Below are 25,596 nucleotides of genomic sequence, written 5' to 3'. Positions count from 1 at the left end.
CTGCCTCCTTGTGCGTTCCTGCGGGGATGAAGATTGAAGGTTGACCGCTGAATTACTCAGCAACAACTTTCTGCTCTTCAGGGCGGGTGATCTTGGTGCGCATGATGGTCTCGTTGAGACTCAGCTGGCGATCAAGTTCCTTGGCGGTAGCCGGCTCAGCGGTGAAGTTCACCACGGCGTAGATACCTTCGGACTTCTTCTGGATTTCGTAAGCCAGGCGACGACGGCCCCAGATGTCAACCTTTTCGATGGTTCCACCATCGTTGGTGATGACGTTCAGGAACTTCTGAAGCGACGGCTCAACGGCACGCTCTTCGACCTCGGGGTCGATGATTACCATCAATTCGTAAGGACGCATATGTGAACCCACCTCCTTTGGGCTAAGCGGTTACGGCATTTCCGTAACAGGAGGTTCATTTGCGGTGCCGTGCGATGCCCGGCCACCGGAACGGAGGCAGGGCGCAGCACAGACTTCAATATCTTAGTGCATCGTGGCTTGTTTCGGCGATTCCTAACGGGTCAACGCTAGCCCGGGCGCCCGGCGGCGGGAACGGGCTAGGACCCCCATGTGGAAAACCGCCGCGCGGCCGGGGGTCGGGAAGCCGGCCGCTGGTCTGTGTCATGATCTGAAAATGGACACCGACACCGACACCGACCCCGCAGCCGCGCTGCCGCCGGTCCGCCGCAGCCGGCTTCGCTTCGCCGTCATGGTGCTGGTGGGGCTCCTCGCCGCCGCGGCAACAGGGATGGCAGGGCACTGGGTGGAAGCCCCGGCGGTCGGATGGGGCTGCGCCGCGGCCTGCTATGTGATCTGGGTCTGGCTGGTCGTGGGCCGGCTGGGCCCCGCCGAAACCCGGGCTCACGCCACGGCGGAGGACCCGTCCCGCAGCGTCACCGACCTGCTGATCCTGGCCACGAATGCGGCGAGCCTTGTGGCGGTGGTCGCCGTCGTCATCGATTCACACAGCAGCGACAACGTGGCGCGCCTCGGCGGCGGAGTGCTGGCCCTGGCATCGGTGGCGCTGTCCTGGCTGCTGGTCCAGACCCTGTTCACACTGCGGTACGCGGAGCTCTACTACGGCACTGAGCCACGTGCGGGCGGGGCCGTTGGCGGGATCGACTTCAATCAGGACGGACCCCCGCAGTACACGGATTTCGCGTACCTCGCCACGAGCCTCGGGATGACCTACCAGGTCTCGGATACCGCGCTGAAAAACCATGGCGTGCGTGCCGAGGCGCTCAAGCACAGCCTGTTGTCCTACGTTTTTGGGACCATCATCCTGGCCGCCACACTCAACCTCGTGGTCGGGCTGACCGCCTAACCCTCGTGCCGATTGGGGCCGGCGGGGGGCAGTCGGCGTCCGCTTCAAATGCTCCGCATACATTGCGGTCGCACTACTCGAATTCGCCCGAACCACTACTCGATTATTCGTGCGCCGTAGTAGTCCGGCAGGCCCAAAGCTATATTTGCTTCAGCACGGCCATTTGGTCAGGGATTCCGCTCCCGCCCCGGAGCACGATTTCGGACCTTTGCTTTGGAAGAAGCATTGGACTGTGAGGATTAGCAGCTCAGATTGGCTTCATTATTTCTTTTCCCAGAAGGAGATGATGCCAGTTCTGAACGGTCTCGAGGGATGAAATGGGGGGCACATGGTTTTGTTTGGCCGAGACAAGGAAATCGCCCGCGTCCTTGCGTTGATCCGAAGCCCCCGCGAGTCCGCGATGACGGTTACGGGAGGTCATGGAAGCGGCAAGTCGTCGCTGCTCGCGGAAATTGCTAAGTGGGATGAGTACCGGACGGTCCTCCTCCGCGCTAATCCTTCAGAGTCAAGTTGGCCCTTTTCCGGCCTTACCGCGCTGCTCAACGGAATTGACGACCCCGCGCTGGCGCCCCTCACCAACTATGTGGCCACGTCACCACGCGGAAACCTCGACGCCGCGGACATTTCAACGATGCTCCTCTCCGCTCTCCGGCAATGGTCCGCGGACCGGACGGTTGTCGTGATTGACGACGCCGAGCAACTCGACCCTGCCAGCCAGACTGTCCTCGGCTTCCTGGCTCGCCGCCTTGCAGGAACAGGACTGGTGCTCATTGCAAGCATGCGCGGCGAGGCGCCGGAGAGTCCGTTTGCCCGGCTGGCCACTCTTCAATTGGAGAATTTGAGCCTCAGCGACGCAGTACGAATGCTCGAAGCCATAACGCCCGGAGTGGGCAGCACAGCAGTAATCCACGCTGTTGCAGCGGCCACTCACGGCAATCCGTTGGCATCGATCAACCTCTACAATCAGCTGATGCAGCGCCAACTGCAGGGGCAATACGCCCTCCCTGTCCCCTTGCACTGGAACGGAAGCTTCGAGCCTGATCTGGCGGCATCGATTTCGGCGTTTTCGCCACGAGGACGGCGGGCACTTGACCTCCTTTCCCTTTCTTACCGGAGCAGCGCCGCTCTTCTGGAGGAAATGCCCGGGGACCTATGGGCGGGCGTGGATGAAATTGTCTCCGCCGGAATAGCCGTCCAAACCGGTTCGCACCTCAGCATTCAGAATCAAATGCTACGCGCGCACGTTTTCTCAGCTATGCAACCTGCGGAAAGAACCGCACATCACCACGCGTTGGCTGCAGTCGCCGAAAAAGCGGATCGACAGGCCTGGCCGTGGCACTTGAGCTACACCCCGGCCGTGCGCCGGGACACATCATTCACCTTGCTCCGCCACGCCATTGAACTTGTGCGGGCGGAGGAGACGCAATCTGCGGTCGAGTACATCGAGCGGGCCCTCACCATCAATCCCTGGGAGGCAGAGACGGCTGCCAGGCTAGGCACAGTCGCGGAAGTGCTGTTCAGCAGGGGGGAATTCGTCCATGCGAAACGCTACTTGGACTGGGCACAACGGATCACGAAAAACCGTGCGCTGACACTGCGCCTCACCGGGCTCGATTTCCAGATGGAGCTGATGAAGGGCAATTCCGTGCGGCCGAGCATGATGCTTCGGCTCATTAAGGAATTCGGGCATCATGATCCGGGGCTCTCCGCCTGTCTCCTCTCCATCGGCGCCCTGCACATGGCCGAGCGCTGGCAGGTCGAGGATGCCGAGCAACTGTTGGAGCACGCGGAACATTTCCTGGGCGAAGCGTCCAGCGAGGCCCTGGCCGTGAACCAGCGCGCAAGACTACTGGCCGGCGCCGTAAAAGGGAGCGTTGAACAGATATCCCGAGCAGCCGACGGCGACGCCAACAGTTCCCCGGCATCGCTACTACTCAAGGGGCGCGCTCTGACATATGCCGAGAATTACGAGGGAGCCCGCGACCTCTTTTCCCTTGTCCGGAACTTAAGCGCGGCCAGCGATGCGAACTGGAGTGAGACGGCGCGATACTTCGCAGCGGACAATGAAATCCGCGCCGGAAACTTTCGCTCCGCCATTGCACTCATAGATGAAATTGCCAGTTCAGCGACAAGCCAGCAGTACCACCGCGGGATGCGCAACAATTTTCTGCTCTGGCGGGCCCATTCGGTCGGGGACCAGGTGGCGGCCCACGATTGCCTCGCCGAGGCTCAAACGTTTGTCAGCGCCGACGCGCCACCGCCGGCGGCGGCGCAGCTCTTTGCGTGCCAGGGGCATTTTGCGCTGATGCGGGGCGACCTTGAGGAGGCCTGCACCTTCCTGTCGAGGGCTGTCGAAATTGGAGTCGGCTTCAACAATCCGGCCCTTCTGCGCTGCGAGGCCGACCTGGTGGAGGTGCTGGCCCGGACGGGCCACCGACGCGAGGCCGCCCGGGCCCTCACCGGGATGGAGTACCGGGCCGCCGGCCTGAGGTCCCAATGGCTGCGGATCGCTGTCTCCCGGTCCCGGGCCTTGGTCGCGGAAGGAGACCACTCCCTGGAACTCTTCGTCCAGGCCCTGAATTCCTGGCAGAAGGATGATTCCTTGTTCGAACGTGCCAGGACGCTTCTCTGCTACGCCGAGCGGCTGGAGACTTCCGGCAGGCACAAAGACGCCAAGAACGCCCTGCTGAAGGCAAAAGCGCTGTTCGAAGAGGCGGGAGCCGCGTCGTGGACACAGACCGTGGACGCAATGCTTCTCGGCGACCACCTGCAGGATGTCCCGGAGATCCACGGCCCGGCGCTGCCGCTGCTCTCGGACCAGGAACGCGAACTTGTCCAGCTCGTCGCCCGCGGCCGGCGCAACAAGGAAATTGCAGCCTCGCTGTTCGTCTCCGTCAGGACGGTCGAAGTGCGCCTCACCGCGATATATCGGAAGCTGGGGGTCCAGTCACGTTCCCAACTGACGTGCCTTGTGTCTACCGGAGGAACAGTTCCATTACCGGAGCCAGCCCGTGAGGCGTCCGTCCTGGCCGTCTAGGGATGCGCCTGCTCGGAGCCTCTGTCCTGCCCGGAGCGGGCTCGCAGCCGACCGAGGGATCGCCACATCCACAATCCCGCAGATCCCGCATACTTCTCCCGCCCGGACCACATGAAGCCGCCGATTCCGGTTTCTTCCGGTCCGTCAGCGCTAGTTTTTCCCTAGGCACACAGAGTGAATTGCTGAACCGGGTCGATGAGACCGGCAACCGCCGGCTGGATCCGCAAAGAATCGGCGCCGCGCCGCGTAGGTCCGGTGAGAGAGAAGGTGGGGGATGGCGGTTTGGACAGCGGCGCGTCGGGACAGGCAACCCGGCGGAAATCGACCGGCTTCCGGCGCGGAACGCCGCTTTGCACGGGCCGCAGCCGCCCGTCTCAGATTCAATCCGGCCCCTACCGGCCGGATTGCCGGGTCCGTTGCTGCACAACGAACCCGCGAACAGGAGCTGGCGGTATCCGGAGCTGACGGAACCCGCGTCCGGATGCTGCCAGCCAACTTCACGACCGTGTCCACCGCGCAGGCTCCGCATCCCCGCGCCGGCGTCCTGAGCAGCGGGCGGGTGTGACCAGGTGAGTGAGCTCCTGCTGATCGCCGCCACCGGCCTGGGCCGTGAGGTACTGGCGACCGTTCGCAGCGGCGGACGCTACGACGTCGTTGGTTTCCTTGACGACGACGAGCTGGCCGGGACCGACGTGGACGGAGCGCCAGTCCTGGGAACCATCGACGACTCGGTCCACTACACGCACGCCTTCTTTCTGGTCTGTCTGGACGCCGGCCGTCCCCGCGAGGCCGTAGTTGAACGGCTGAGTGCCCTCGGCATTGGCCGCAACCGCTATGCCACAGTGCTGGACCCGTCGGTCCGAATGCCCGAAGGATGCCGGATCGGGCGGGGCAGCATCCTGCTGCAGAACGTGACACTGACCGCCTCTGTCACCTTGGGTTCGCACGTGGTGGCCATGCCCGGGGTCACGTTCACGCACGACGACGTCGTGGCGGACTTCGCGACGTTTGCCGCCGGGACCACTCTTGGCGGAGGTGTCCGGATAGGCCGTGCCGCCCACCTCGGCATGAATTCCAGTGTTCGGGAACGGACGTCGATCGGCGCGTACGCGACGGTCGGCATGGGTGCCGCAGTCCTGAGCGATGTCCCCGACGGCGAAACGTGGGTGGGTGTCCCGGCACAACCGGTCGACCGCGGGGAATTCAGCGGAGTGGCGGGGCAGCTGTGAACCGCGGGCGGCCAGTTCAATACGCTCTCCGAGAGGCGGTCTAAACAGCATGCGCATTCTCGTCTACCCCCACGAGCTGGGTATGGGGGGAAGCCAAATTAATGCACTTGAACTCGCCTCTGCCGTGCGGAACCTCGGCCATGAAGTGTTCGTTTTCGCCACTACCGGAATTCTGATCGAAAAAGTAAAGGAATTATCACTTCAGTTCATCGAAGCGCCTCCTCGGAGGCATGGCGTTGACCCGGCCACGATCCGCAAACTGACGTCCACTGTCCGGAGTCTGGACATAGACCTGGTTCATCCGTATGAGTGGGCTCCCTGCGTGGAAACAGCTTTCGGGCCAGCGCTGCGTTACGGCACCACGTCCGTCATGACGGTACTTTCCATGGACGTGCCCGACTTTCTGCCCAGGCACTTTCCGCTCATCGTCGGAACGCAGGGACTCGCTGAAGAGGAGCGACGGCGGCGAACGAATATCCACGTCATAGAACCACCCATCGACACGGCCTACAACAAACCCGGGGCCACGGCGATGACACGCCAGCAGCTGGGTATTCCCGACGACGAGTTCGTCATCACCATTGTGGGCAGGCTCAGCACCGATCTTGGAAAGCTAGAAGGTGTCCGGACTGCCGTCAGAGTGGTCGATCGCCTGGCCGCCCGCTTCCCCGTCACGTTATTGGTCGCCGGCGATGGGCCCGGGCTCCGGGAGGTCAGGACGGCCGAGCAAGACATTAACCGCCAGCACGGCCGCAAGGTCATTCGTGCAGCAGGCAATGTGGTGGATCCGCGGCCCTTTTACGACGCGGCTGATGTGGTAGTGGGAATGGGCAGTTCCGCACTGCGCGGGATGTCGTACGGGAAGCCTCTAATTGTGCAGGGTACAGCTGGTTTCTGGCGGCTTTCCTGTCCTGAAAATGAAGAGCAGTTTCTTATGGACGGATGGTTCGGCCACGGCTCTGGCGGGGACGGTGCTGTTCCACTTGAAGATGTCCTGGTCCGTTTAATCAACAGCGCCGGGCTTCGGGCGTCGCTCGGTGCCTACAATCGGCGGCTGGTTGAGCACAGATTCAGCCTTGAACATGCAGCCCAGCGGCTTGAGTCTATTTACCTTCGTGCCGTAAAGGCACCTCAGCCAACCGTGCTGAGGAGCAGATCTCTGATCCGCACCGGGTATGAAGTGGCTAAATTTCGCACTGTCATAAACCTTGAGACATCAGGTCTGCGCCTCGCCAAGGGGGCACGACAATGAGCCAGCAAAATCTGGGGCGGCAGCTGGGAAGCGGGCTGGCATGGAGCACCATCAATAGTCTGGTTCTCCGGCTGGGGAGCTTCGCCGTCGGAGTAGTCATCGCGCGGATTCTCGCCCCAGAACAGTTCGGTGTTTTCGCCGTGGCCCTGACTGTCCAGGCAGTGCTGATGACCCTCGCGGACCTCGGCATGAGCGCAGATTTGATCAGGTCCGCAGATCCCGAACGCATTGCTCCAACCGTTGCAACGCTGGCTCTGGCATCTGGTACGACGTTGGCCATAACTATGGCCCTGTCCGGCCAGGGGGTGGCCGATCTGCTCGGCAGTCCGGACGCTGGACCCGTGATTTCGGTAATGGCCTTCTCCCTTCTGCTAGCTGGCGCCGGAGTGGTGCCCTATGCCTCCCTGCAGCGCCGTTTTGCGCAAAAGAAGCTGTTCGGGATCGCGGCCGCAGATTTCATCATCGGGACGGCCCTCACGATTGTCTTGATTCTGGCCGGCTGGGGAGTCATGGGTCTGGCGTGCGCACGGATCGTCTCCCAAAGCGTCACTCTTGTACTCCAGTTCGTCCTCTCCGGAGAGAAAGTCCGCTTTGGCTTTGACAGGGCAGTAGCGCCTGCCGTGCTCTCTTTTGGGGTCCCCGTAGCCCTCGCCAACATGCTCTCTTGGGCGTTGTTAAACGTAGACAATGTGGCCATCTCACGGCTCTCGGGTCCAGTGGCTCTTGGCTTCTATTTTCTGGCGTTTAATGTGTCCAACTGGCCGATGAGCGCTGTTGGTCAGGTGGTGCGGTCCGTCTCTATCCCGACGTTTTCACGGCTGGCCACAAGCAGACCGGACCGTAACTTTGCGGTCCTTGTTGGTCCGGTGTGGGCGATATCGCTGCTTGTCGGCCTCCTGCTCTCTGTCCTCGCTCACCCCGTGATTGAACTGGTCTACGGACCAGGTTGGCTGCCTGCCGCTGCAGTCCTGGCTTGGCTCGGGGTCTTTGGCTCGCTGCGCACTCTCTTCGATCTCTCCGCTTCCTATCTTCTGGCCCGCGGAGCATCGAAGGCGACGCTCCTGGTCCAGATTGCCTGGATCGTGGCGCTCATCCCCGCAGTGGTCCTTGGGCTACGAGCCGACGGCAGCCCGGGAGTCGCAGCTGCACACCTGGCTACGGCTGTCCTCGTCGTCTGTCCTGCCTACGCTTTGGCGCTGCAGCGATGTGGTGCTGATCTTCGCGCTGTCGGCGCCAAGCTATGGCCTCCGGTGGTTGCCGGGCTGCCGGCAGGAGCCGCGTCCATGGCGGTTGAGGCAGTAGTGCCGGGCCCGTTTTGGAGCTTCCTCGCCGGCGGCTCTGTCTGCGCTACTGTCTACGCGCTCATTCTTGCCCGGTGGTTCCGGAGACAAATCCGTGAGGCAAAGCAGCTGACCAACCGACAGGATCCGACTGTGCCAGTAGCGGGCCAGCCGGTTCAGGAACACATCACCACGTTGAAGGAAGTGACATGACGCACCTAGTACCGTTGGTAAATCTTTCGAGGCAGCAGGCACAGGTTGCGGACGCCATACGCGAAGGATTCAATCGCGTCATTGCGGAGAGCAGCTTCATACTCGGTCCCCAAGTCACAGAGTTTGAGGAGGCTTGGGCCCGATACTGCGGCGCCGCCGCCGCCGTCGGGGTCGGCAATGGCACGGACGCGATCGAACTTGCGCTCCGTTCCGCGGGTGTCGGTCGAGGCGACGAAGTGATATTGCCGACAAACACCTTTGTGGCGACAGCCGGCGCGGTTGTCCGTGCCGGCGCTGATGTGGTCCTTGCAGATTGTGACGATAACTTTCTCGTGTCGCCCCGGGACGTCGCGCAGAAGCTGACCTCGCGCACCCGGGCCGTACTCGGGGTCCATCTCTATGGCCAGGCTGCACCCATGGAAATTATCCGGGACGAGATTGGCGACGATGTCGTGCTTATAGAGGACATGGCGCAAGCACAGGGTGCCAGGCGCTTCGGGCGTCGTGCCGGGTCTTTGGGAGACATCGCCGCGACAAGCTTCTACCCGGGCAAGAATCTGGGAGCCTACGGCGACGCCGGCGCACTCATGACCAGCTCGGAGGAGTACGCGGAAATGGCCGCGAAACTGCGAAACCATGGCGGGACGCAGCGATACGACCATCCGGAGATCGGCTTTAACTCCCGGTTGGACAGTCTTCAGGCTGTCGTGCTCTCGGCGAAGCTGGATCTTCTTGACGAATGGAACCGCCAGCGTCAGGCTGCCGCGGCTTTCTATGACGAGCTGCTCTCAGATCTTGATGGAGTGATCCCTCCCAAGGTCGCGGCCGGCAACGACCACGTATTCCACCTGTATGTCATCCGCGTGGCGCGCCGGGATCGGGTGGTCAATCGGTTGCAGTCGGCGGGAGTAGGTGCCGCAATCCACTATCCGACGCCGGTTCATCTCCTGCCGGCGTATGCGGGCCTGGGCCACAGGGTCGGGGACTTCCCCTGCGCCGAGCGTCTGGCGGGCGAAATCCTGTCCCTGCCGATCTATCCCGGGATTACGCACGATGAACAGACGTACGTCGTGGACCAGCTGCTCATTGCCATGGGGCGGTGAGCATCCATGACCGCAACGGCAGCGCAGGTGACTGACAGAATCCGCGTGCGCGCCCGAGAGCATCGTGGCGATCCGCCAACGGTGACAGTGGTGATTTCCTGTTTCAACTACGCCCGGTACCTTCGCCAGGCAGTGCAAAGCGCGGTCAGCCAGGACGGAGTAGCGGTCGACGTCATCATCGTTGACGACGCGTCCACGGATGACAGCCTTCGCGTCGCGCGGGAGTTGTCATCCAGCTATGGGTCTGTCCAAGTGCTGGCTCATGCGAGCAATCGAGGAGTCGTGAAGACTTTCAACGACGGCGCCAAAGCCGCTTCAGGCGAGTTCCTGGTGCGCCTGGACGCTGATGACTTGCTGACGCCGGGCTCCCTCCGGCGAGCTGTGGCTGTCGCCCGGGCCTATCCATCAGTGGGGCTGGTATACGGACACCCTCTCCACTTTTCAGGCGAAGGGCTGCCGTCGCCGCGATCCAGGGCGGCATCGTGGACGATTTGGCCCGGTCGTTCATGGCTTCTGGACCGTTGCCGGAGCGGGATAAACGTCATCACGTCGCCGGAGGCACTCGTACGGCGGTCAGTTCTGGAGGAGATCGGCTACCAAGCGCCGCTTAAGCACACTCACGACATGGAACTATGGTTCCGCATCGCAGCCTTCGCGGACGTTGCCTACATCCACGGTGCGGATCAGGCCTGGCACAGGGAACATAGCGGGAGCCTCTCGGCACGGGAAGTGGACGTTCTGGTGGACCTGCAGGAACGTCGTGAGGCATTCGATGTCCTGTTCAACGGGCCCGCGGGAAGAATTTCCGAGGCTCCGTTTCTTCGCCAGGCCGCAACTCAGGCCCTGGTCAGCGAAGCACTCTCAACCGCACGCCACGAGCGGGACCGCGGCAGCCGGGATTCCCAGCTGCATTCGTCCTGCCTGGATCTGGCCATCCAGCTAGATCCCGGCGTGGCCCGAAGGCCCCTATGGCGGGCTCTTACCAAAACGAACCGCCGCAGTTCGACCCAGTGGCTCAGGACGATGGGACTCGCCCGCCGCCTCCGCGGACGGTTCACATCGCAAGTGAGATGGAATCGTTGGCATCGGAACGGAGTCTACTGACATGCGAGGGCTCACCAGTCCGGCTGATGTTTACGAGGATGAGTCCTTCGGCGCGTGTCAGGCCTGCCCTCGGCAGCCTGACGCAGCCGACAGCGGGAGCATTGCCGGTGGATTCGCCGCCCGGCCTAGATCGGGCCAGCAAGTTCCAGGGTCAAGGATCCGGTGGCGTGAGTGGAGGAGCTATGGAATCTGAAAGCGGCCAACTGGTCGTGGTGACGCCCAGTTACGCCAGGGATTACCAACTGTGCCGGGATCTGAATCGCTCAATTGTCGCCTGGATGCCCGAGCACGTTCAGCACCACATCGTGGTACCTCGAAAGGACTTACCGCTTTTCCGAGCGCTAGCCAGCAGCAGAACAGTCATCCACGATGTGGGGGAGTTTTTGCCTTCCGACATGCTGAAAATGCCAGCCGTCAACCTGTGGGTCAACATCAAACGCCCGTGGCCACCAATACGCGGCTGGATTACTCAGCAGTTGGTAAAACTTTCCACTGCCGCGACCCTCGACGCCGACGCAGTCCTGCTCATAGACTCCGATATGGTCCTAGTCGCCCCCACTGAGTTGGCTTCCTTTCAGCAGGACGGGAAGTTGGCCATGTATCGCAAGCCTGAGGCGGTCCACGAAGGATTGCCCAGACATCGCCTGTGGCTCGAATCCGCAAGAAGCCTCCTGGGTCTGGAGCCGCCCGATGCCGGGAACCTAACGGACTACATCTGCTGGCCGTGCATCTGGGACGCCGAGACTGTCCGTGCCATGCTCGGAAGGATCGAGGAAGTCACCGGCATGGCATGGCAGTCGGCCATCGCCGCCCAACTTCACTTCTCCGAGATGATGCTCTACGGAACTTACGTCGATGAAGTTCTGGGCGGCCCGCCGGCGGCAACTTCGGACATGAAGAGCATCAGCTATTCGGACGAAGTGGCCCTGAGTTCGGCCGAACTGAGTGGGTTACTCCGTGCCGGTCCAACCGATGTTCTCGCCGTGATGATTTCAGCCAAGGCTGGTATTCCGGAGGACGTCCGTTCGAACGCGCTGGATGACTATGCCGAATACCTTGCAGAAAGCCACTCCGGGTTTGATGGAGGTGCCCCGTGACTCTCTCGTATCGACAGGCCACCGATCTTTGGCGGCTTGTACAGACCCATGGTGCTCGTGGAATCGCCACGGCAGCATGGAGGCGAACAGCCAATAAGATCAACCAGCGACTCGACTTAGGAACGGCAGACTTGCCCGTTCGTGTCGAGGACCTCATGGAATCAAGAAACGTTTCCTTGACCGCCCCCACTTGGCGGGCCGAGTCCGCGCTACGGATCGGATGGGTTTGCGCGCCCCCTGGGCCCGGCTCCGGGGGACACACGACGCTCTTCAGAATGGTGGAAGAGGCAGAGGCGCGCGGGCACGTCTGCACGCTGTTCCTTTACGACAAGAACTCCGACGATGTGGCGCGCCATGAACAGGTCATCAGACGGTACTGGCCCCAAATCAGAGCAGAAATTCGAAGTGCCACAGGGCGAATCGAGGGCATCGACGCCCTCGTCGCCAGTTCGTGGGGGACGGCCCATGTGGTCGCCAAGCGGGCTCCCTCGACGGTGAACTGTTTCTACTTCATCCAGGATTACGAACCTTACTTCTATCCACGGGGAGCCTTGTATGCTCTCGCCGAAGAGACGTACAGATTCGGGTTCACAAACATTGCCCTGGGGGAGATGGTGGCATCCAGGCTGTTGCACGAACTGGGAATCGCGGCCGATGCCATCGTTCCGTTCGGCTGCGATACAAGCGACTACAAGATTCTCCCCCGCGACGCTGCCGCAACGCCACGGGCTGGCATCGTCTACTATGCGAAAAGGACCGTTGACCGGAGGGGATATCTTCTGGCCAAGCTGGCGCTGGAGGACTTTCATCGTCGGCACCCGGAGCAAGAAATTCATATCTTCGGAGACACCGTCTCCGGCTGGCCATTCCCCGTTACGAATCATGGGTCCTTGAGCCCCACCGAGCTAAATGTGCTGTACAACCAGACAATTGCGAGCCTGGCGCTTTCGTTCACCAACATCAGCTTGGTTGCCGAGGAACTCATGGCTGCCGGGAATGTACCTGTCCTGAACGACCATCCATTCTCCCGAGCCGACCTATCCGCTCCTCACGCAATCTGGGCGCCAGCCACGCCCTCGGCAATTGCCGACGGCCTGTCTTCTGCTGTTACCGCCACGGATGTCGACGGCCGCGCCCAGCTCCTGGCTGAAACCGTTCGCAAGGACTGGTGCAAACCGTCAACGCTTGTTTGTCAGGAAATCGAACGGGTCTGCAGTCCACCCTCCACGCGTCAGGCCCTGTACGACGCAACAGGGGTGGGCTCATGACCTGGCATCGCTTGGCCCTGACGCGATCTTCTATCATGGGTCGTAGCCATGCCGTCCGTAGCCCTATCCTGCCGATCGGACCCGTAGCCGGAGCAACAAAGGGACGAAGCGTGCCCCCACTTGTTCGAGCGGTTGCCTTCTGCATCTTTTTCTTTCCATCATCCATGGTGATAAAGCCCGTCGGTGCAGCCGGCACCGTGCCGATGCTCTTGGGAACGCTCATCTTCGTCCTTTGGATCTGCTCCGTACTTTTTGGTCTTCACGATCCCGTGGCGTTCCGGCATCCTGGACGAGTCAGTTTGACGGCCTTGTTTCTAGGGATATGCGCCTCCTATTCGGCCCTTTACGCTGGCATCTCCGGTGCCAGCACCGAGGCAGCCCGTTCTTCCGCCGATCGTTGGCTGATCCTTTTGATGGCCACCGCCGGCATAGTCCTCGTTATTGGCGAAGTCGTCCGCACGCTTGACGACGCCATGGTACTCACTCGAGCCCTACTGTCGGGAGCACTCTTCTGCTGCCTGGTTGCTATTGTCCAGTTCTTCCTTCACATCAACCCCATGGAGTGGTTCCAGTACGTCATGCCCGGGTTTAGTTACAACGGAGGGGACACCCCATTTCAGGCACGGGGTGCGCTCTTGCGCGTTGCGGGTAGCACCTTCCACTCCATAGAACTGGCCGTAGTTGCCGCTATGCTCCTGCCGCTGTCTATCTGGCGTTTGATATACGATCGACGGGGATGGATCGGTTTCAAGTTGCTGGGCACCATGCTCTTGGTATTTGCGATCGCATCAACGGTCTCGCGATCCGGAGTCCTTGGTCTCATGGTTGGACTCTCAGTATTCATACCTTTCCTTCCAAAAATTCCCCGCACCTGGGCGCTACTTGCGTCTCCGGTGGCCCTTGCCGGCCTATTTCTCAGTGTGCCTGGGCTAATCACCACCCTCACTGAGACGGTCACTTCTTCGAACTCGGATCCTTCAATTTCCACCCGGACAAACAACTATCCCCGGGTCGAGTCCATGGTGGCAGAGCGACCGTGGCTTGGTGCGGGTCCAGGAAATTACCAAGCTGACAGCGCAATCCACATTCTTGATAACGAGTACTTGAACGCAGCTGTGACCCTAGGCCTCGTGGGCCTTCTTGCGGTCTCGATCTATCTCCTTGTTCCGGGCGCGACCACAATAATGGCAGCGCGGGCCGCACCGAACCCCCAACTGAAGTCGTTGGCTGGGGCCGTGGGCGCCGGAGCACTCGTTGCAGGCATATGCTCCCTCACATTCGATTCTCTGTCTTTCCCCATTTTTGCCCTCACCTATCCGGTTCTAGTCGGCTTAGGTGGAGCTGTATGGATAATGACAAAGAAAGGTATCGAGGCCGATATCTCGACCAGCAGCAAACAAGCAGGAATCGAAGAATTTAAAACTGACGGTCATAAGTTACTGGGAGGGCAGCCATGGATCCGATAGCAGTCTTGAAAACACTATGGCACCACCGATTCGTTTCCCTGCCCATACTGCTACTGACTTTTGCCGCAGCCATATACATATTCGAATTTGCTCCCCGATCCTATGAATCCTCTACTACTTACGCTTTGATAAATCCGGACGTCCCAACGCAGCAGGAGATTGAAAATAATCCGGCCCTGGAGCAGCTCAACAAGAAGAACCCGTACCTCCGCTCCTCGGATCCGTCACTAATCGTTCAAGTCCTCCTCACTCGACTCAATGACAGTTCCACCGCCGATAGGCTGAAGGAACAGGGGCTCAGTTCCGACTACACTGTCAGTCGCGGCGTTGGCGGGGTCAATGGATTCCTGGTCGACATCACCGGGACCGCTGAAACTCCGGGAAAGTCATTTGCGACGACTCGAGCCCTGGGGGAAATGCTCGAGAAAGATCTCTACGACGCGCAAAAGATCAATGGTGCTGACGATACGTATCTTTTCACCTCGATCGTCGTGGCGTCTCCTGATAAGGCCACGGAACAATTCTCCAGCAGGCTCCGGTCCGTCATTGCAATATTCCTGGCCGGAGTGGTGCTCATGTTTGGTTCCGTCTCGATCGCCCGATCGGTCTCGGTGTCCCGCAATCGACGCACTTCCCAGGGAGGAGAGCTGCCGGATGCTGTTAGGAAAAGGAGAGTCCGAAGGAAGGCCAAACCCCCGCAGGATTCGGATCCCCAAGAGCCATCCATGAAGAGTGGCCGCCATGAGTTCGCTCCTGAATCGCCCGGAGCCCAACAAGCGGGCTCGGATGACGCCCAGCGACTCTCCGAGCTCGCAAAATGAGCGGGCATCGTCTCAGCGGCAATGTACGGCTTGGCTACCTCGTCCCTGAATTCCCGGGACAGACGCACAGCTTCTTCTGGCGAGAGCTCGGCGTGCTGCGGCAACTTGACGTTTCTCCGGATGTGGTTTCCACACGACGTCCCGCAGGTCGATGTGCGGGCCAGGAGTGGGCGGCCACGGCACAGGAGCTCACAACCTACTTGGCTCCATTGTCCATTTCTGCCGTCATGGCAACCGTGGGCGAATTTCTCCGCACGCCCCCGCGATCTCTCGCGGGCGCAGTTCGGGTGGCCAGCCTGGCAGCCAATGGAGGGGCGCAGTCCAAAGGCCCCGGTGGCCGGTTCCAGGCCTTTGCGACCCAAATCGGGTGGGTGATGATGGGAGCACGGATCGCATCCGTCGCACGTGAAATGGAGTGGGAGCACGTCCACGTTCACTCGTGTGGAAACTCCGCATACGTTGCCATGTATGCAAATTTGCTCAGCGGCTTACCTTACAGCCTGACGCTCCACGGACCGCTGAGCGACTACGGAGACAATCAGCGCTTGAAATGGAACCGCGCGGCGTTTGCAATAGTCATCACTGAGCGGTTACGTCGCGAGATTAGGACGTCACTCGGGTCTTCGCTCCCCGGGACCATTGAAGTCACGCCGATGGGCGTGGATGTGCAGGAGTTCAGCAGGGACGAACCCTATGTGCCTTGGTCGGGTCAGGAACCGTTCAGGATATTCTCATGCGGTCGCCTGAATCCCAGCAAAGGCCACGATGTTCTCATGGGTGCCGTGGACACGATGGTGCGGAGCGGCGCGGACGTGCAGTTGACAATAGCGGGCGAGGACGACGCGGGAGGGAACGGCTATCGTCAGGACCTCGAACGACTGACGATAGCGCTTGGCATCAGCGATCGCGTCCGTCTGCTCGGAGCCGTATCAGCGGTGTCGGTCAAGAGTGAACTTAGTCGAGCACATGTGTTCGCCTTGGCCAGCCACGCCGAGCCGCTCGGCGTGGCCATCATGGAAGCGATGTCCATGGGGGTCCCCGTCGTTTCGACGAATGCCGGTGGGGTGGCAGAACTGGTCGAGGACAAGGTCAGCGGCTTGCTCGTCGACCCTGGCAATCCGGATGTGCTGGCAGAGGCCGTCCTCCACGTCATGCATGGTCCAACTCTGGCCCGGAACCTCAGCGAAGCGGGGCACCGCCGCGTGCAGGCTTCATTCAACTACCGGCGAAGCGGGGAAGTCCTCGCACGCATGGTTCGTGCAACTAGCGTGGGAGAGGAATCCCCCGAAGCGAGCTGGAGGCAAAACGACCATGCGCGGCTTGGCATGAGGCGCCGCGCCCGTTCCGTGAAATATCCGGCGCTTGCCGAAAATCGTGAACCTTCCCGTGCTTCGGAGCAAAATTCGGCGGGACAACGGACCCCGCTATTGGAGTCAGGACCGCAAAATATTCAACGGCACGCCGAGTTTTAGATTCAACTAAAGAATAGTGTGGAGTTCTCATGCCAAAAATTGCTCACCCAAAGCTTTCCAGTAATAAGAGGCACCGCAGCAGCCTCTTCGGAGTGTGGGCGGCCGTCGGTCTGACGCTGACGGCCACCCTGATCGGCGTAACAACTCCGGGGATGGGGCAAGTAGGATTCGCGCCTAATGCGATCGGGGCCGGCGTCACTGAACCGCCTAACCCGCTCGCAAGCCTTCCGACGATTCCTTGGGAGGGTGGTCCGGCCTACTGGAGCAAGTTCCCAAAGGCAAATGCCGCACGATGGACTGATCCAGGATTCTTCCCCATATCTGTATTCATGGGAAAGCCGGAGCACGCTGCGGAACTGAAGTCCATTGGCATCAACACCTACATGGGCGCCGAACATGACGGCTCACCGATTTCCATGATTACGAATCAAGGCGTCTTTGTCATTGCGCAGGATGAATGGACGCAAACCGAAATCGGAAGTGATTCCAACACGGTTGCTTGGTTCATATCCGACGAATGTGATATTGGTGTGGGGTGCACGGGCGCAAATGCGAAAGAAAACCTCGTAGATCAGAGAAATAAGGTAGATCGGGTTCACGCCTTTGGCGACGGCCGCTTCACAATGGCAAACTATTCGAACGGCGTCTTGGACACCTACTGGGCCCAAGGTTCCATGGCGGAACTAGTGAACCTCGTCGATGTGGCCAGCGTAGACAAGTACGCGTACACCAGTCCATTTGTCGACAACCAGATGCTCCAATCGTCTCACTGGCCGGTCGGAGCAAATCCGGTGGCGGCCGCTTCATACGGGTGGTTGGCGGATCGACTCCGGGCCTATCAGAATCCTGTCGGAGTCCACCCCAATTGGGTCTTCATCGAGGCGGCCATGCCTCTGCTCAATGATCCCGGATCCCTAACAATCACCCCGACGCAAATCGAGGGGGCAGTTTGGTCCGCTATCATTCACGAAGCCCGTGGATTGGCCTATTTTCAGCACAATAACGGTTCGACGTGTGGATTTTATTCTTTGGTCGACTGTGATCAGGCCAGGCTAGACGAAATCAGGAAGATTAACGCCGGCGTCCAGTCACTTGCCCCTGTGATCAACACCCAGTCGTATCAATTTAGCTTCAACGACACGACGAATACAATGCTTAAGGCTTACGCAGGATCGGCATATATCTTTGCGGATATCGGTCTGGGTCAGTCTCCGGGTCTTAAGCACTTCGTCCTCCCGCCGGGAGTCACTGGGTCGACTGTGGAAGTCGTCGGGGAGAACCGGACGCTGCCGGTTTCGGGTAATGCATTCAGCGACACCTTTGCCGGCGAATATTCTCATCACACCTACAAAGTGTCGTTCTAGCGCGGCGTCTCTGGGAATCGGGGCCTGCCGCGACGACTCCTTACACAGCAGCTCATGTCGCTCCGGTCGTTCCCGGCGCGCGGCGGTGGCACGGGACCGGTCGATGTAACCCGGTTCTTACTGGTGGGGGAATTGATTCCGTGGCATACGTGAAAAAGGGCCGCGCTCTGACGTTGGCACCACCGCATCAACGTTCCCGACGACCGTGTCATTTCCGGCAGCCTGCCGGCCGGCGGACGCGGCCAGGTCATTGTCGAAACAGTTGAGCCAGCGCGGGGTGCCACACCTGCGTGTCGCGGATTCGCGGCGGAAGGACCACCGCGTCGAAGGATCCGCGACATCCCCGTTGCCGGTCCCCTAGAGTACCCGTTCCACGAACCATGAAGAGTCGGGGCGACAAGGATCGTGGACCAGGACACCGGCCAGGTCTTGGACGTGGTCTACGGGCGCCGCATCGGACAACCCCTGGGCCCAGCGATGCTCCTGCGGGCCGGCTGGCGGAGATCTTAGCGGTCGATGACTCCACCGCGGTGAAAGCGGAACCCCAGACCCTGGTTGAAGGCTGACGGACGGGCGGGAACCCAAAAGCTCTACCGAACCGTGTGCCGCCGGTCGAAAGCATTCAGGATCCTCGTCGTCAGAGGCGTCAGTGTCGGCGGCGAGTGCCGTCCGGACGGCGAAGGCCTGACCCGCAGATCCTGACCAAAGCGACCGGTGGTCCCATCGTGGACGACCACCGGCGGTGGCGCTGGAGAGTCCCCCATGCCCCAAACGGGAGCTCCTCCGCAAAACGAATCCTGGGATGCCCACTCAGCCGGGGGCTGAACCACGGCTGAGTGGGCACGGTCTCCATTCATCTAGCGGTTGAAGATGACGTCGACCCAGTAGTTGGTGTTGTTGTAGCTGTTGTTGGGGAACGCAGTGGCTCCATAGCTGTAGACGCCGTTGGAGCCGTCGGTCCCGCTGGCCAGGCCGTGCAGCGGAGGGGTGTCCGCAGCACTGCTGAAGTAGCCTCCGTTAGCCGAATAGAACCCGTTCGGGGCCTGGTAGGAAACCACATAGGTGGTGTTGGCCGTGATGGCCACCGGACTGGAGAATGTAGCCTGCTGCCAGCCGGAGGCGGTTTCACCCGAGAACGTCACCGAGGCCAGCAACGTCCCGGAGGCGGACCACAGATGGCCGGTATGGGTCCCGGTATTGCTGCTTCCCTTGTAGAACCGGACACCCGTGACAGTCCCGGCCACGTCGGAACGGAACTTCATGCCCAGTTCCACAGCGTTAGCGTCGTTGACCGTGACGGTGGACGGCACCGAAGTCGAACTGAACACACTGCACGGGCAACCCGCCTGCGCGACAGCTGTGGTGAATGTCCAGGAATACGGTGCCGCCATGGTCTGGCCCGTGGCGTTCGTGGCCCCGCTGACAGTAGCCGTATACGTCGTGCCGTACGCCAGGGAACTTCCCGGCGTGAACACCGCTGTAGTGCTGGCCGAATCGTAGGAAACCGTACCAGCCACCGCATTGCCGCCGCTGTCCTTCAGGCTGAACACCACGGACGACGCCGTCACCGCCTGATTGAACGTCGCCGCCGGCTTCACGCCCACATCCACACCCGTCGCACCGCTCGCCGGACCAACTGATGAAATTGCGGGTCCTGTTGCGTTGAAGATGACGTCGACCCAGTAGTTGGTGTTGTTGTAGCTGTTGTTGGGGAACGCAGTGGCTCCATAGCTGTAGACGCCGTTGGAGCCGTCGGTCCCGCTGGCCAGGCCGTGCAGCGGAGGGGTGTCCGCAGCACTGCTGAAGTAGCCTCCGTTAGCCGAATAGAACCCGTTCGGGGCCTGGTAGGAAACCACATAGGTGGTGTTGGCCGTGATGGCCACCGGACTGGAGAATGTAGCCTGCTGCCAGCCGGAGGCGGTTTCACCCGAGAACGTCACCGAGGCCAGCAACGTCCCGGAGGCGGACCACAGATGGCCGGTATGGGTCCCGGTATTGCTGCTTCCCTTGTAGAACCGGACACCCGTGACAGTCCCGGCCACGTCGGAACGGAACTTCATGCCCAGTTCCACAGCGTTAGCGTCGTTGACCGTGACGGTGGACGGCACCGATTTGGCACTGAACACACTGCACGGGCAACCCGCCTGCGCCGCGGCTGTGGTAAATGGCCACGCGTAAGCCGTCATGGTCTGGCCCGTGGCGTTCGTGGCCCCGCTGACAGTAGCCGTATACGTCGTGCCGTACGCCAGGGAACTTCCCGGCGTGAACACCGCTGTAGTGCTGGCCGAATCGTAGGAAACCGTACCAGCCACCGCATTGCCGCCGCTGTCCTTCAGGCTGAACACCACGGACGACGCCGTCACCGCCTGATTGAACGTCGCCGCCGGCTTCACGCCCACATCCACACCCGTCGCACCGCTCGCCGGAGACACCGACGAAACAGCCGGCGCCGTCGGTGCCGCGGCCGTGGTGAATGTCCAGGAATACGGTGCCGCCATGGTCTGGCCCGTGGCGTTCGTGGCCCCGCTGACGGTAGCCGTATACGTCGTGCCGTACGCCAGGGAACTTCCCGGCGTGAACGCCGCTGTAGTGCTGGCCGAATCGTAGGAAACCGTCCCGGCAACGGACGAATTGGCTGAATCCTTGAGCGTGAATACCACCGAGGACGCCGTCACCGCCTGATTGAACGTCGCCGCCGGCTTCACGCCCACATCCACACCCGTCGCGCCGCTCGCCGGAGACACCGACGAAACAGCCGGCGCCGCCGGAGCCGCGGCCGTGGTGAATGTCCAGGAATACGGTGCCGCCATGGTCTGGCCCGTGGCGTTCGTGGCCCCGCTGACAGTAGCCGTATACGTCGTGCCGTCCGCCAGGGAACTTCCCGGCGTGAACACCGCTGTAGTGCTGGCCGAATCGTAGGAAACCGTACCAGCCACCGCATTGCCGCCGCTGTCCTTCAGGCTGAACACCACGGACGACGCCGTCACCGCCTGATTGAACGTCGCCGCCGGCTTCACGCCCACATCCACACCCGTCGCACCGCTCGCCGGAGACACCGACGAAACAGCCGGCGCCGTCGGTGCCGCGGCCGTGGTGAATGTCCAGGAATACGGTGCCGCCATGGTCTGGCCCGTGGCGTTCGTGGCCCCGCTGACGGTAGCCGTATACGTCGTGCCGTACGCCAGGGAACTTCCCGGCGTGAACGCCGCAGTTTTGCTCGCCGAATCGTAGGAAACCGTCCCGGCAACGGACGAATTGGCTGAATCCTTGAGCGTGAATACCACCGAGGACGCCGTCACCGCCTGATTGAACGTCGCCGCCGGCTTCACGCCCACATCCACACCCGTCGCGCCGCTCGCCGGAGACACCGACGAAACAGCCGGCGCCGCCGGAGCGGACGGGCTAAAGGCAGCATCCACCCAGTAGTACTCCGCGTCGTAGATCTGGTTGGGAAAGGTCGACGACGTGCCGTACCGAAAGAACCCATTGGGGGTGCCAGGAAGGCTGCGGGTGAAATGCAGAGGGGCGCTGTCCGTGCTGCCGTTCCCCGCCGGTGGCGGAGACGGGTGGTTATAGAAGAATCCCTCGTCTTGGGAATAGTGGCCGGCAGGCGCATAGTAGGAAACCACGTACATGGTGTTGGCTGCAACAGCAAGGGCCGGCGACAAGCTGACGGTTTGCCACCCTGTGGACGACTCTCCGGTGAAGGTGGCAGTGGCTAGGCGCTGCCCGGACATGTTCCAGACATTCCCCACATGTGTGCCGGTGTTCTTCGCGGCCTTGTAGAATCGCACGGCGCTGATGGTTCCGGCGACATCCGTGTAGAACTTCGCGCCGACCTCGACGCCGGACCCATCACCGGAGTCCGCCGCCGCCGGGGCGACATTCACGCCGACCAGTGAGCACGGGCACGAAATGTTAGTAACAGATCCTGGGGCTGGAGACTCAAGGTTGCCGCTGTCGTCCACTGCCCGAGACTGCAGGGTCGACGTCGGGTTTCCGTGTGCAATCCACTGATAGGTCCAGCTTGTGGTTCCCGTGGCGGGGCGCCAGGTCTTGCCGCCATCGGTGGATATCTCGACGCCCGCCACGACGCCACCGGTGTCCGCAGCGGTGCCGCTGATGGTCACGACCGTGCCATCAGCTATTGTGGCGCCTCCCGCAGGAGACGTAATCCTCGACGTCGGCGCCGTGGTATCCGTTGACGCCACGGCCGGCGTCAGTCCGGCGATGATGGTCACCGGCTGGGTTCCCATGTCAGCGAAGAGATTGATGGTGGCCTGCTGCATGTTCTTGTCCACGGCTTTTCCAGTCGTGTAGCCGTCGAGTCCCCAGGACCACTGCACTGTGCCAGCGCCGAAGACCAAGGCGCCGCTAGCCGCTTTGTAGGTCGTGAGGTTGTGAGTCGCTGTGCCAGGATTCTTTGTGGTGGATCCATAGTCGGTGAAGACTTCAGCCGTCGTGCTGGTGGTTTGAGACAACTTAAAGGATCCGGCGGGTCTGAAGCCGTTATCCGAATCGGAGTCCCATTCGTAGCCAAGCGTGCCCAACCCGGCGCCCAAAGTGGCCGTGGTTCCCGCGGACAGCCCGGCAATCGTCGTGTTCCTCCACAGCCGCAACTTGCCAAAACTGGCGGGAACGGTGATATCGGTGGTGCCGGAGTTGACCAGGAAGAATTGTCCGGTCAAGGCGTTCTCTGGGTTGCCGCCGCCCGTCGCAGTTCCGTAACGCGGGTCGCGCCAGGTGCCGGTCCACGCGACCGGGTCTGTAGGGGCATTGAAGTGCGTGTCTTTGTACGACACCAGGGTCCGTCCCGGCGTACCCGTCCCGTCGGAGCTGGGTTCCCAACGGGTCTTCCAGAAGGCCTCATTGCCGCTGAAGAAGGCAAGATGAACCCCGGCGTCCCGGGCGGCTTCCACATTGGTCCGTTGGTCCGCAGACCAGTATTCGTCGTGGCCCACGGACATGAATGACTTGTGGTTCAGGAGCAATGGCCCCTTGGTGGCGACGTCAAGACCGCTCATATAGCTCACGTCGTAGCCGTTGGCCTCCATGAACCGGATCATGGGATATTCGGCATACATCAGCCAGTTCTGCCCTTGAGCATCCCCCGCAGTCGAAAATGGCCTGTTGTAGGAGACCTTGAACGCGGCCTTGTAAGCCAGCGGGCTGCCGGGTGGGCATGACACCGTGCAGGCGTAGAGGCTGTTCCCCCCGTAGCTGTTGTAGGCCTGCCACGTCGTATCCGAGGTCTGGAACATGACGTCTGAGTGAGCGGCGTCGTCGCGGACCACAAAAGGAACGACGCTGACGCCGGTGGCATCATTGCGTACGAGCCGTGCGATATACACGCCGGACACGGCTGACGCCGGAACCTGCCAACTGGCCGAAACGCCCCAGTTGCCGCAGTCGATCAGGCCGGTGGCGGAGAACGTCGCGCACGCCGGCTGGGTCTGCGGAAGTGCAGCGCTCGGGAGCACGTTGGCCGCGATCTTGCGGGCGCCCAGCCCCTGGTAGTACCCAAGGCGGTATACATCGATGTGATACGACGTGGACGGCGTCTTGACCTTGAATTTCACGGTGTCGCCAATGTTGACGCTCATGGACGTGGCATAGCCCTGGATCGTGCTGCTGCCGGCACCGGCGACCTGCCACTCAGACGCCGGGTTGCCCGGCTGGGTGTTTTCGCAGGCTACTTTGCTCACGATCGGGGCCGTGCACGGTGCGGCTGCATTCGCCGTCGGGACTGCGAAGACCGATAACGCGGCGGCAAGTAGTGCCATGATCACGGCCAAGACTGTCGGCCGGACAATCCGGAGGGGGAAAAAGGCGTGTACAGACTTCACGATGGACTCCCTGCTGGGGCGCGATCACTCAAGGGCGCGGCCGCGGTGTCTGCACTACCTTGGCCTGACGAGGACGCCGATACCTAGGAGTCCTGTCGTTTGGTGCTTATCCAATTGTCTTGAAGCCGCTCGCACGTGGAGGCGTCGGGGTGACTCTCCGCGGCAGTCCGGAACCTGGACCACCAACCTACGGGGCTTCCATACGCCTTGAACTCTAGGACCGCCCCGGAACCCCTGCCAGAGCATCGGAGTCAACTTTGTGGGTATCCGCAGGATCCATGTGGGTCCGCCGTTTGCCGCCCAACCCCCTGCTGACCTGCTGTTACGCCGCAGGCTGTTACGCCGGCGCGCGGAAGAACGTCCGGGTGACCGTGGCCAGCCGGTGCGGGTCCTCGACCCCGCACAGCTCGCGCGCCGAGTGCATCGAGAGCAGGGGCACCCCGACGTCGACCGTCCGGATCCCCAGCCGGGTGGCCGTCAGGGGGCCGATCGTGGAGCCGCACGGCATCACGTTGTTGGAGACGAATTCCTGGTACGGGATGCCGGCGTCGGTGCACAGCCGCGCCCAGAGGGCGGCCCCGGCGGCGTCGGTGGCATAGCGCTGGTTGGCGTTGATCTTCAGCAGGGGGCCGCCGTTCAGGACCGGCCGGTTGGCGGGGTCGTGCCGTTCCGGGTAGTTCGGGTGGACTGCATGGCCCGCGTCCGCGGAGACACAGAACGACCCCGCAAAGGCCTGCCGCCGCTGGCTCGCCGAAGCCCCGAGCCCGTCGGAGATCCGCACCAGAATGTCTTCAAGGACCGGTCCGCAGGCGCCGGAGCGTGATGCGGAGCCGATTTCCTCGTGGTCGAAGGCTGCCAGCACGGCGATCGGTGCACCCTCCGGCAGGGGCGTGCCGGCGTGGGCGATCAGCGCCGTGAGCCCGGCGTGCGTCGCGGAGAGGTTATCGAGCCGGCCGGAGGCAAAGAATTCGCGTTTCGCGCCGAACACCGCGGGGGCCTGGGTGTCCGCGATGACGATGTCGTACCCGCCGATCTGCGCCGGATCCACTGCGGCATCCGTGACCTTCGCCGCGAGGAGGCCCAGCAAGTCCTCGGCGGCGGGATCGCCCAGCCCGAACACCGGATTCATGTGCTGCTGCTTGTCCAGGGCCAGTCCTTCGTTCACGGCCCGGTCCAGGTGGATGGCGAGCTGCGGGAAGCGCAGCAGCGGACCGGTGGCCGTAAGGTGCTGCGTGCCGTCGCGCATGACGAGCCGGCCGGCGAGCTGGAGTTCGCGGTCCAGCCAGGAGTTCAGGAGGGGGCCGCCGTAGACCTCGACGCCGGCCTGCAGCCAGCCGAACTTGCCCGTGGTGGGCTTGGGCTTGAGTTTGAACGACGGCGAATCCGTGTGGGCGCCGAGGATATTGAATCCCGTGGTCGGGCCGGCGGCCGGCGGCAGCACCCAGGCGATGAGGGCGCCGTCGCGCATCACGTAGAACTTGCCGGCCGTGGCGGCGGGTGCCGCCCAGGGCTGCAGCTCGTCGAGGCCGGTGAAGCCTGCCTCGTCCAGCCGGCGCGCGGCCTCGTGGACGGCGTGGAAGCTCGACGGCGACGCGCTGACGTAGGCGCCGAGGTCCTGGATGTGGTCTGCGGCAGAGCTCGGTGTTGGCATGGTTTCGAGTCTAGCCCGAGCCGCGCGGGGCGCTGGGGCGACCGCGTCGGTGCACACGGACATGCCCTCCC

The 25,596-nt window shown here is 62.0% G+C and carries 16 protein-coding genes; 13 read left to right on the top strand and 3 right to left on the bottom strand.

Annotation, left to right across the window (positions count from 1 at the left end; translation table 11 throughout):
• Positions 1-52 precede the first annotated feature (52 nt).
• On the bottom strand, positions 53-358 hold the full coding sequence (gene rpsF / locus ACVWZ7_RS11555) for a 30S ribosomal protein S6 (protein ID WP_026266755.1): 306 nt from the start codon (positions 356-358) through the stop codon (positions 53-55).
• Between the two features lie 274 nt (positions 359-632).
• Here rpsF and ACVWZ7_RS11550 point away from each other — a divergent pair, with 274 nt between their 5' ends.
• The 13 genes from ACVWZ7_RS11550 to ACVWZ7_RS11490 all read left to right on the top strand — a co-directional run bounded on the left by ACVWZ7_RS11550 (position 633) and on the right by ACVWZ7_RS11490 (position 18,028).
• The gene (locus ACVWZ7_RS11550; protein ID WP_456507923.1) at positions 633-1,322 is read left to right on the top strand and encodes a DUF1345 domain-containing protein; all 690 of its coding nucleotides are present in this window, start codon (positions 633-635) and stop codon (positions 1,320-1,322) included.
• Positions 1,323-1,650: 328 nt separating this feature from the next.
• Positions 1,651-4,359 carry an AAA family ATPase gene (locus ACVWZ7_RS11545; RefSeq protein WP_456507922.1) on the top strand — a complete coding sequence of 903 codons (2,709 nt, stop codon included), beginning with the start codon at positions 1,651-1,653 and terminating at the stop codon, positions 4,357-4,359.
• A gap of 569 nt (positions 4,360-4,928) precedes the next feature.
• A complete protein-coding gene (locus ACVWZ7_RS11540) occupies positions 4,929-5,588 on the top strand; it encodes a NeuD/PglB/VioB family sugar acetyltransferase (RefSeq protein WP_456507921.1) in 660 nt (219 codons plus the stop codon).
• 49 nt (positions 5,589-5,637) lie between these two features.
• Positions 5,638-6,840 carry a glycosyltransferase family 4 protein gene (locus ACVWZ7_RS11535; RefSeq protein ID WP_456507920.1) on the top strand — a complete coding sequence of 401 codons (1,203 nt, stop codon included), beginning with the start codon at positions 5,638-5,640 and terminating at the stop codon, positions 6,838-6,840.
• Complete coding sequence (locus tag ACVWZ7_RS11530; protein WP_456507919.1) at positions 6,837-8,333, top strand: lipopolysaccharide biosynthesis protein; 1,497 nt, start codon at positions 6,837-6,839, stop codon at positions 8,331-8,333. Before ACVWZ7_RS11535 ends, ACVWZ7_RS11530 begins: the two co-directional genes overlap by 4 nt.
• Positions 8,330-9,436 carry a DegT/DnrJ/EryC1/StrS family aminotransferase gene (locus ACVWZ7_RS11525; RefSeq protein ID WP_456507918.1) on the top strand — a complete coding sequence of 369 codons (1,107 nt, stop codon included), beginning with the start codon at positions 8,330-8,332 and terminating at the stop codon, positions 9,434-9,436. Before ACVWZ7_RS11530 ends, ACVWZ7_RS11525 begins: the two co-directional genes overlap by 4 nt.
• A 6-nt stretch (positions 9,437-9,442) precedes the next feature.
• The gene (locus ACVWZ7_RS11520) at positions 9,443-10,540 is read left to right on the top strand and encodes a glycosyltransferase family 2 protein (RefSeq protein ID WP_456507917.1); all 1,098 of its coding nucleotides are present in this window, start codon (positions 9,443-9,445) and stop codon (positions 10,538-10,540) included.
• Between the two features lie 182 nt (positions 10,541-10,722).
• On the top strand, positions 10,723-11,637 hold the full coding sequence (locus ACVWZ7_RS11515; protein WP_456507916.1) for a DUF6492 family protein: 915 nt from the start codon (positions 10,723-10,725) through the stop codon (positions 11,635-11,637).
• A gap of 275 nt (positions 11,638-11,912) precedes the next feature.
• On the top strand, positions 11,913-12,905 hold the full coding sequence (locus ACVWZ7_RS11510; protein WP_456507915.1) for a glycosyltransferase family 1 protein: 993 nt from the start codon (positions 11,913-11,915) through the stop codon (positions 12,903-12,905).
• A gap of 110 nt (positions 12,906-13,015) precedes the next feature.
• Entirely contained in the window at positions 13,016-14,371 is a 1,356-nt protein-coding gene (locus ACVWZ7_RS11505; protein WP_456507914.1) for an O-antigen ligase family protein, read from the top strand.
• Positions 14,359-15,192 carry a chain-length determining protein gene (locus ACVWZ7_RS11500; RefSeq protein WP_456507913.1) on the top strand — a complete coding sequence of 278 codons (834 nt, stop codon included), beginning with the start codon at positions 14,359-14,361 and terminating at the stop codon, positions 15,190-15,192. Before ACVWZ7_RS11505 ends, ACVWZ7_RS11500 begins: the two co-directional genes overlap by 13 nt.
• Positions 15,189-16,664 (top strand): exopolysaccharide biosynthesis GT4 family glycosyltransferase EpsE, encoded by a 1,476-nt coding sequence (gene epsE / locus ACVWZ7_RS11495; protein WP_456507912.1) that lies wholly within the window; start codon positions 15,189-15,191, stop codon positions 16,662-16,664. The genes ACVWZ7_RS11500 and epsE overlap by 4 nt, the downstream gene beginning before the upstream one ends.
• Before the next feature lie 29 nt (positions 16,665-16,693).
• Complete coding sequence (locus tag ACVWZ7_RS11490; protein WP_456507911.1) at positions 16,694-18,028, top strand: hypothetical protein; 1,335 nt, start codon at positions 16,694-16,696, stop codon at positions 18,026-18,028.
• 857 nt (positions 18,029-18,885) lie between these two features.
• Here the strand turns inward: ACVWZ7_RS11490 and ACVWZ7_RS11485 are convergent.
• Positions 18,886-23,811, bottom strand: coding sequence for a DUF4082 domain-containing protein (locus ACVWZ7_RS11485; RefSeq protein ID WP_456509101.1), 4,926 nt, complete (start codon positions 23,809-23,811; stop codon positions 18,886-18,888).
• A 400-nt stretch (positions 23,812-24,211) separates the two neighbouring features.
• A complete protein-coding gene (locus ACVWZ7_RS11480; protein WP_456507910.1) occupies positions 24,212-25,525 on the bottom strand; it encodes a M18 family aminopeptidase in 1,314 nt (437 codons plus the stop codon).
• Between the last annotated feature and the right edge of the window lie 71 nt (positions 25,526-25,596).

The organism is Arthrobacter sp. TE12232 (assembly GCF_054062615.1).
This window is presented reverse-complemented; position numbering and strand designations above follow the sequence as displayed.

What these genes read in the sequence shown, in the direction of transcription:
- rpsF (WP_026266755.1), bottom strand. Translation starts at nt 358, where the DNA reads ATGCGTCCTTACGAATTGATGGTAATCATCGACCCCGAGGTCGAAGAG.
- ACVWZ7_RS11550 (WP_456507923.1), top strand. Translation starts at nt 633, where the DNA reads ATGGACACCGACACCGACACCGACCCCGCAGCCGCGCTGCCGCCGGTC.
- ACVWZ7_RS11545 (WP_456507922.1), top strand. Translation starts at nt 1,651, where the DNA reads ATGGTTTTGTTTGGCCGAGACAAGGAAATCGCCCGCGTCCTTGCGTTG.
- ACVWZ7_RS11535 (WP_456507920.1), top strand. Translation starts at nt 5,638, where the DNA reads ATGCGCATTCTCGTCTACCCCCACGAGCTGGGTATGGGGGGAAGCCAA.
- ACVWZ7_RS11530 (WP_456507919.1), top strand. Translation starts at nt 6,837, where the DNA reads ATGAGCCAGCAAAATCTGGGGCGGCAGCTGGGAAGCGGGCTGGCATGG.
- ACVWZ7_RS11525 (WP_456507918.1), top strand. Translation starts at nt 8,330, where the DNA reads ATGACGCACCTAGTACCGTTGGTAAATCTTTCGAGGCAGCAGGCACAG.
- ACVWZ7_RS11520 (WP_456507917.1), top strand. Translation starts at nt 9,443, where the DNA reads ATGACCGCAACGGCAGCGCAGGTGACTGACAGAATCCGCGTGCGCGCC.
- ACVWZ7_RS11515 (WP_456507916.1), top strand. Translation starts at nt 10,723, where the DNA reads ATGGAATCTGAAAGCGGCCAACTGGTCGTGGTGACGCCCAGTTACGCC.
- ACVWZ7_RS11510 (WP_456507915.1), top strand. Translation starts at nt 11,913, where the DNA reads ATGGTGGAAGAGGCAGAGGCGCGCGGGCACGTCTGCACGCTGTTCCTT.
- ACVWZ7_RS11500 (WP_456507913.1), top strand. Translation starts at nt 14,359, where the DNA reads ATGGATCCGATAGCAGTCTTGAAAACACTATGGCACCACCGATTCGTT.
- epsE (WP_456507912.1), top strand. Translation starts at nt 15,189, where the DNA reads ATGAGCGGGCATCGTCTCAGCGGCAATGTACGGCTTGGCTACCTCGTC.
- ACVWZ7_RS11490 (WP_456507911.1), top strand. Translation starts at nt 16,694, where the DNA reads ATGCCAAAAATTGCTCACCCAAAGCTTTCCAGTAATAAGAGGCACCGC.
- ACVWZ7_RS11485 (WP_456509101.1), bottom strand. Translation starts at nt 23,811, where the DNA reads ATGGCACTACTTGCCGCCGCGTTATCGGTCTTCGCAGTCCCGACGGCG.
- ACVWZ7_RS11480 (WP_456507910.1), bottom strand. Translation starts at nt 25,525, where the DNA reads ATGCCAACACCGAGCTCTGCCGCAGACCACATCCAGGACCTCGGCGCC.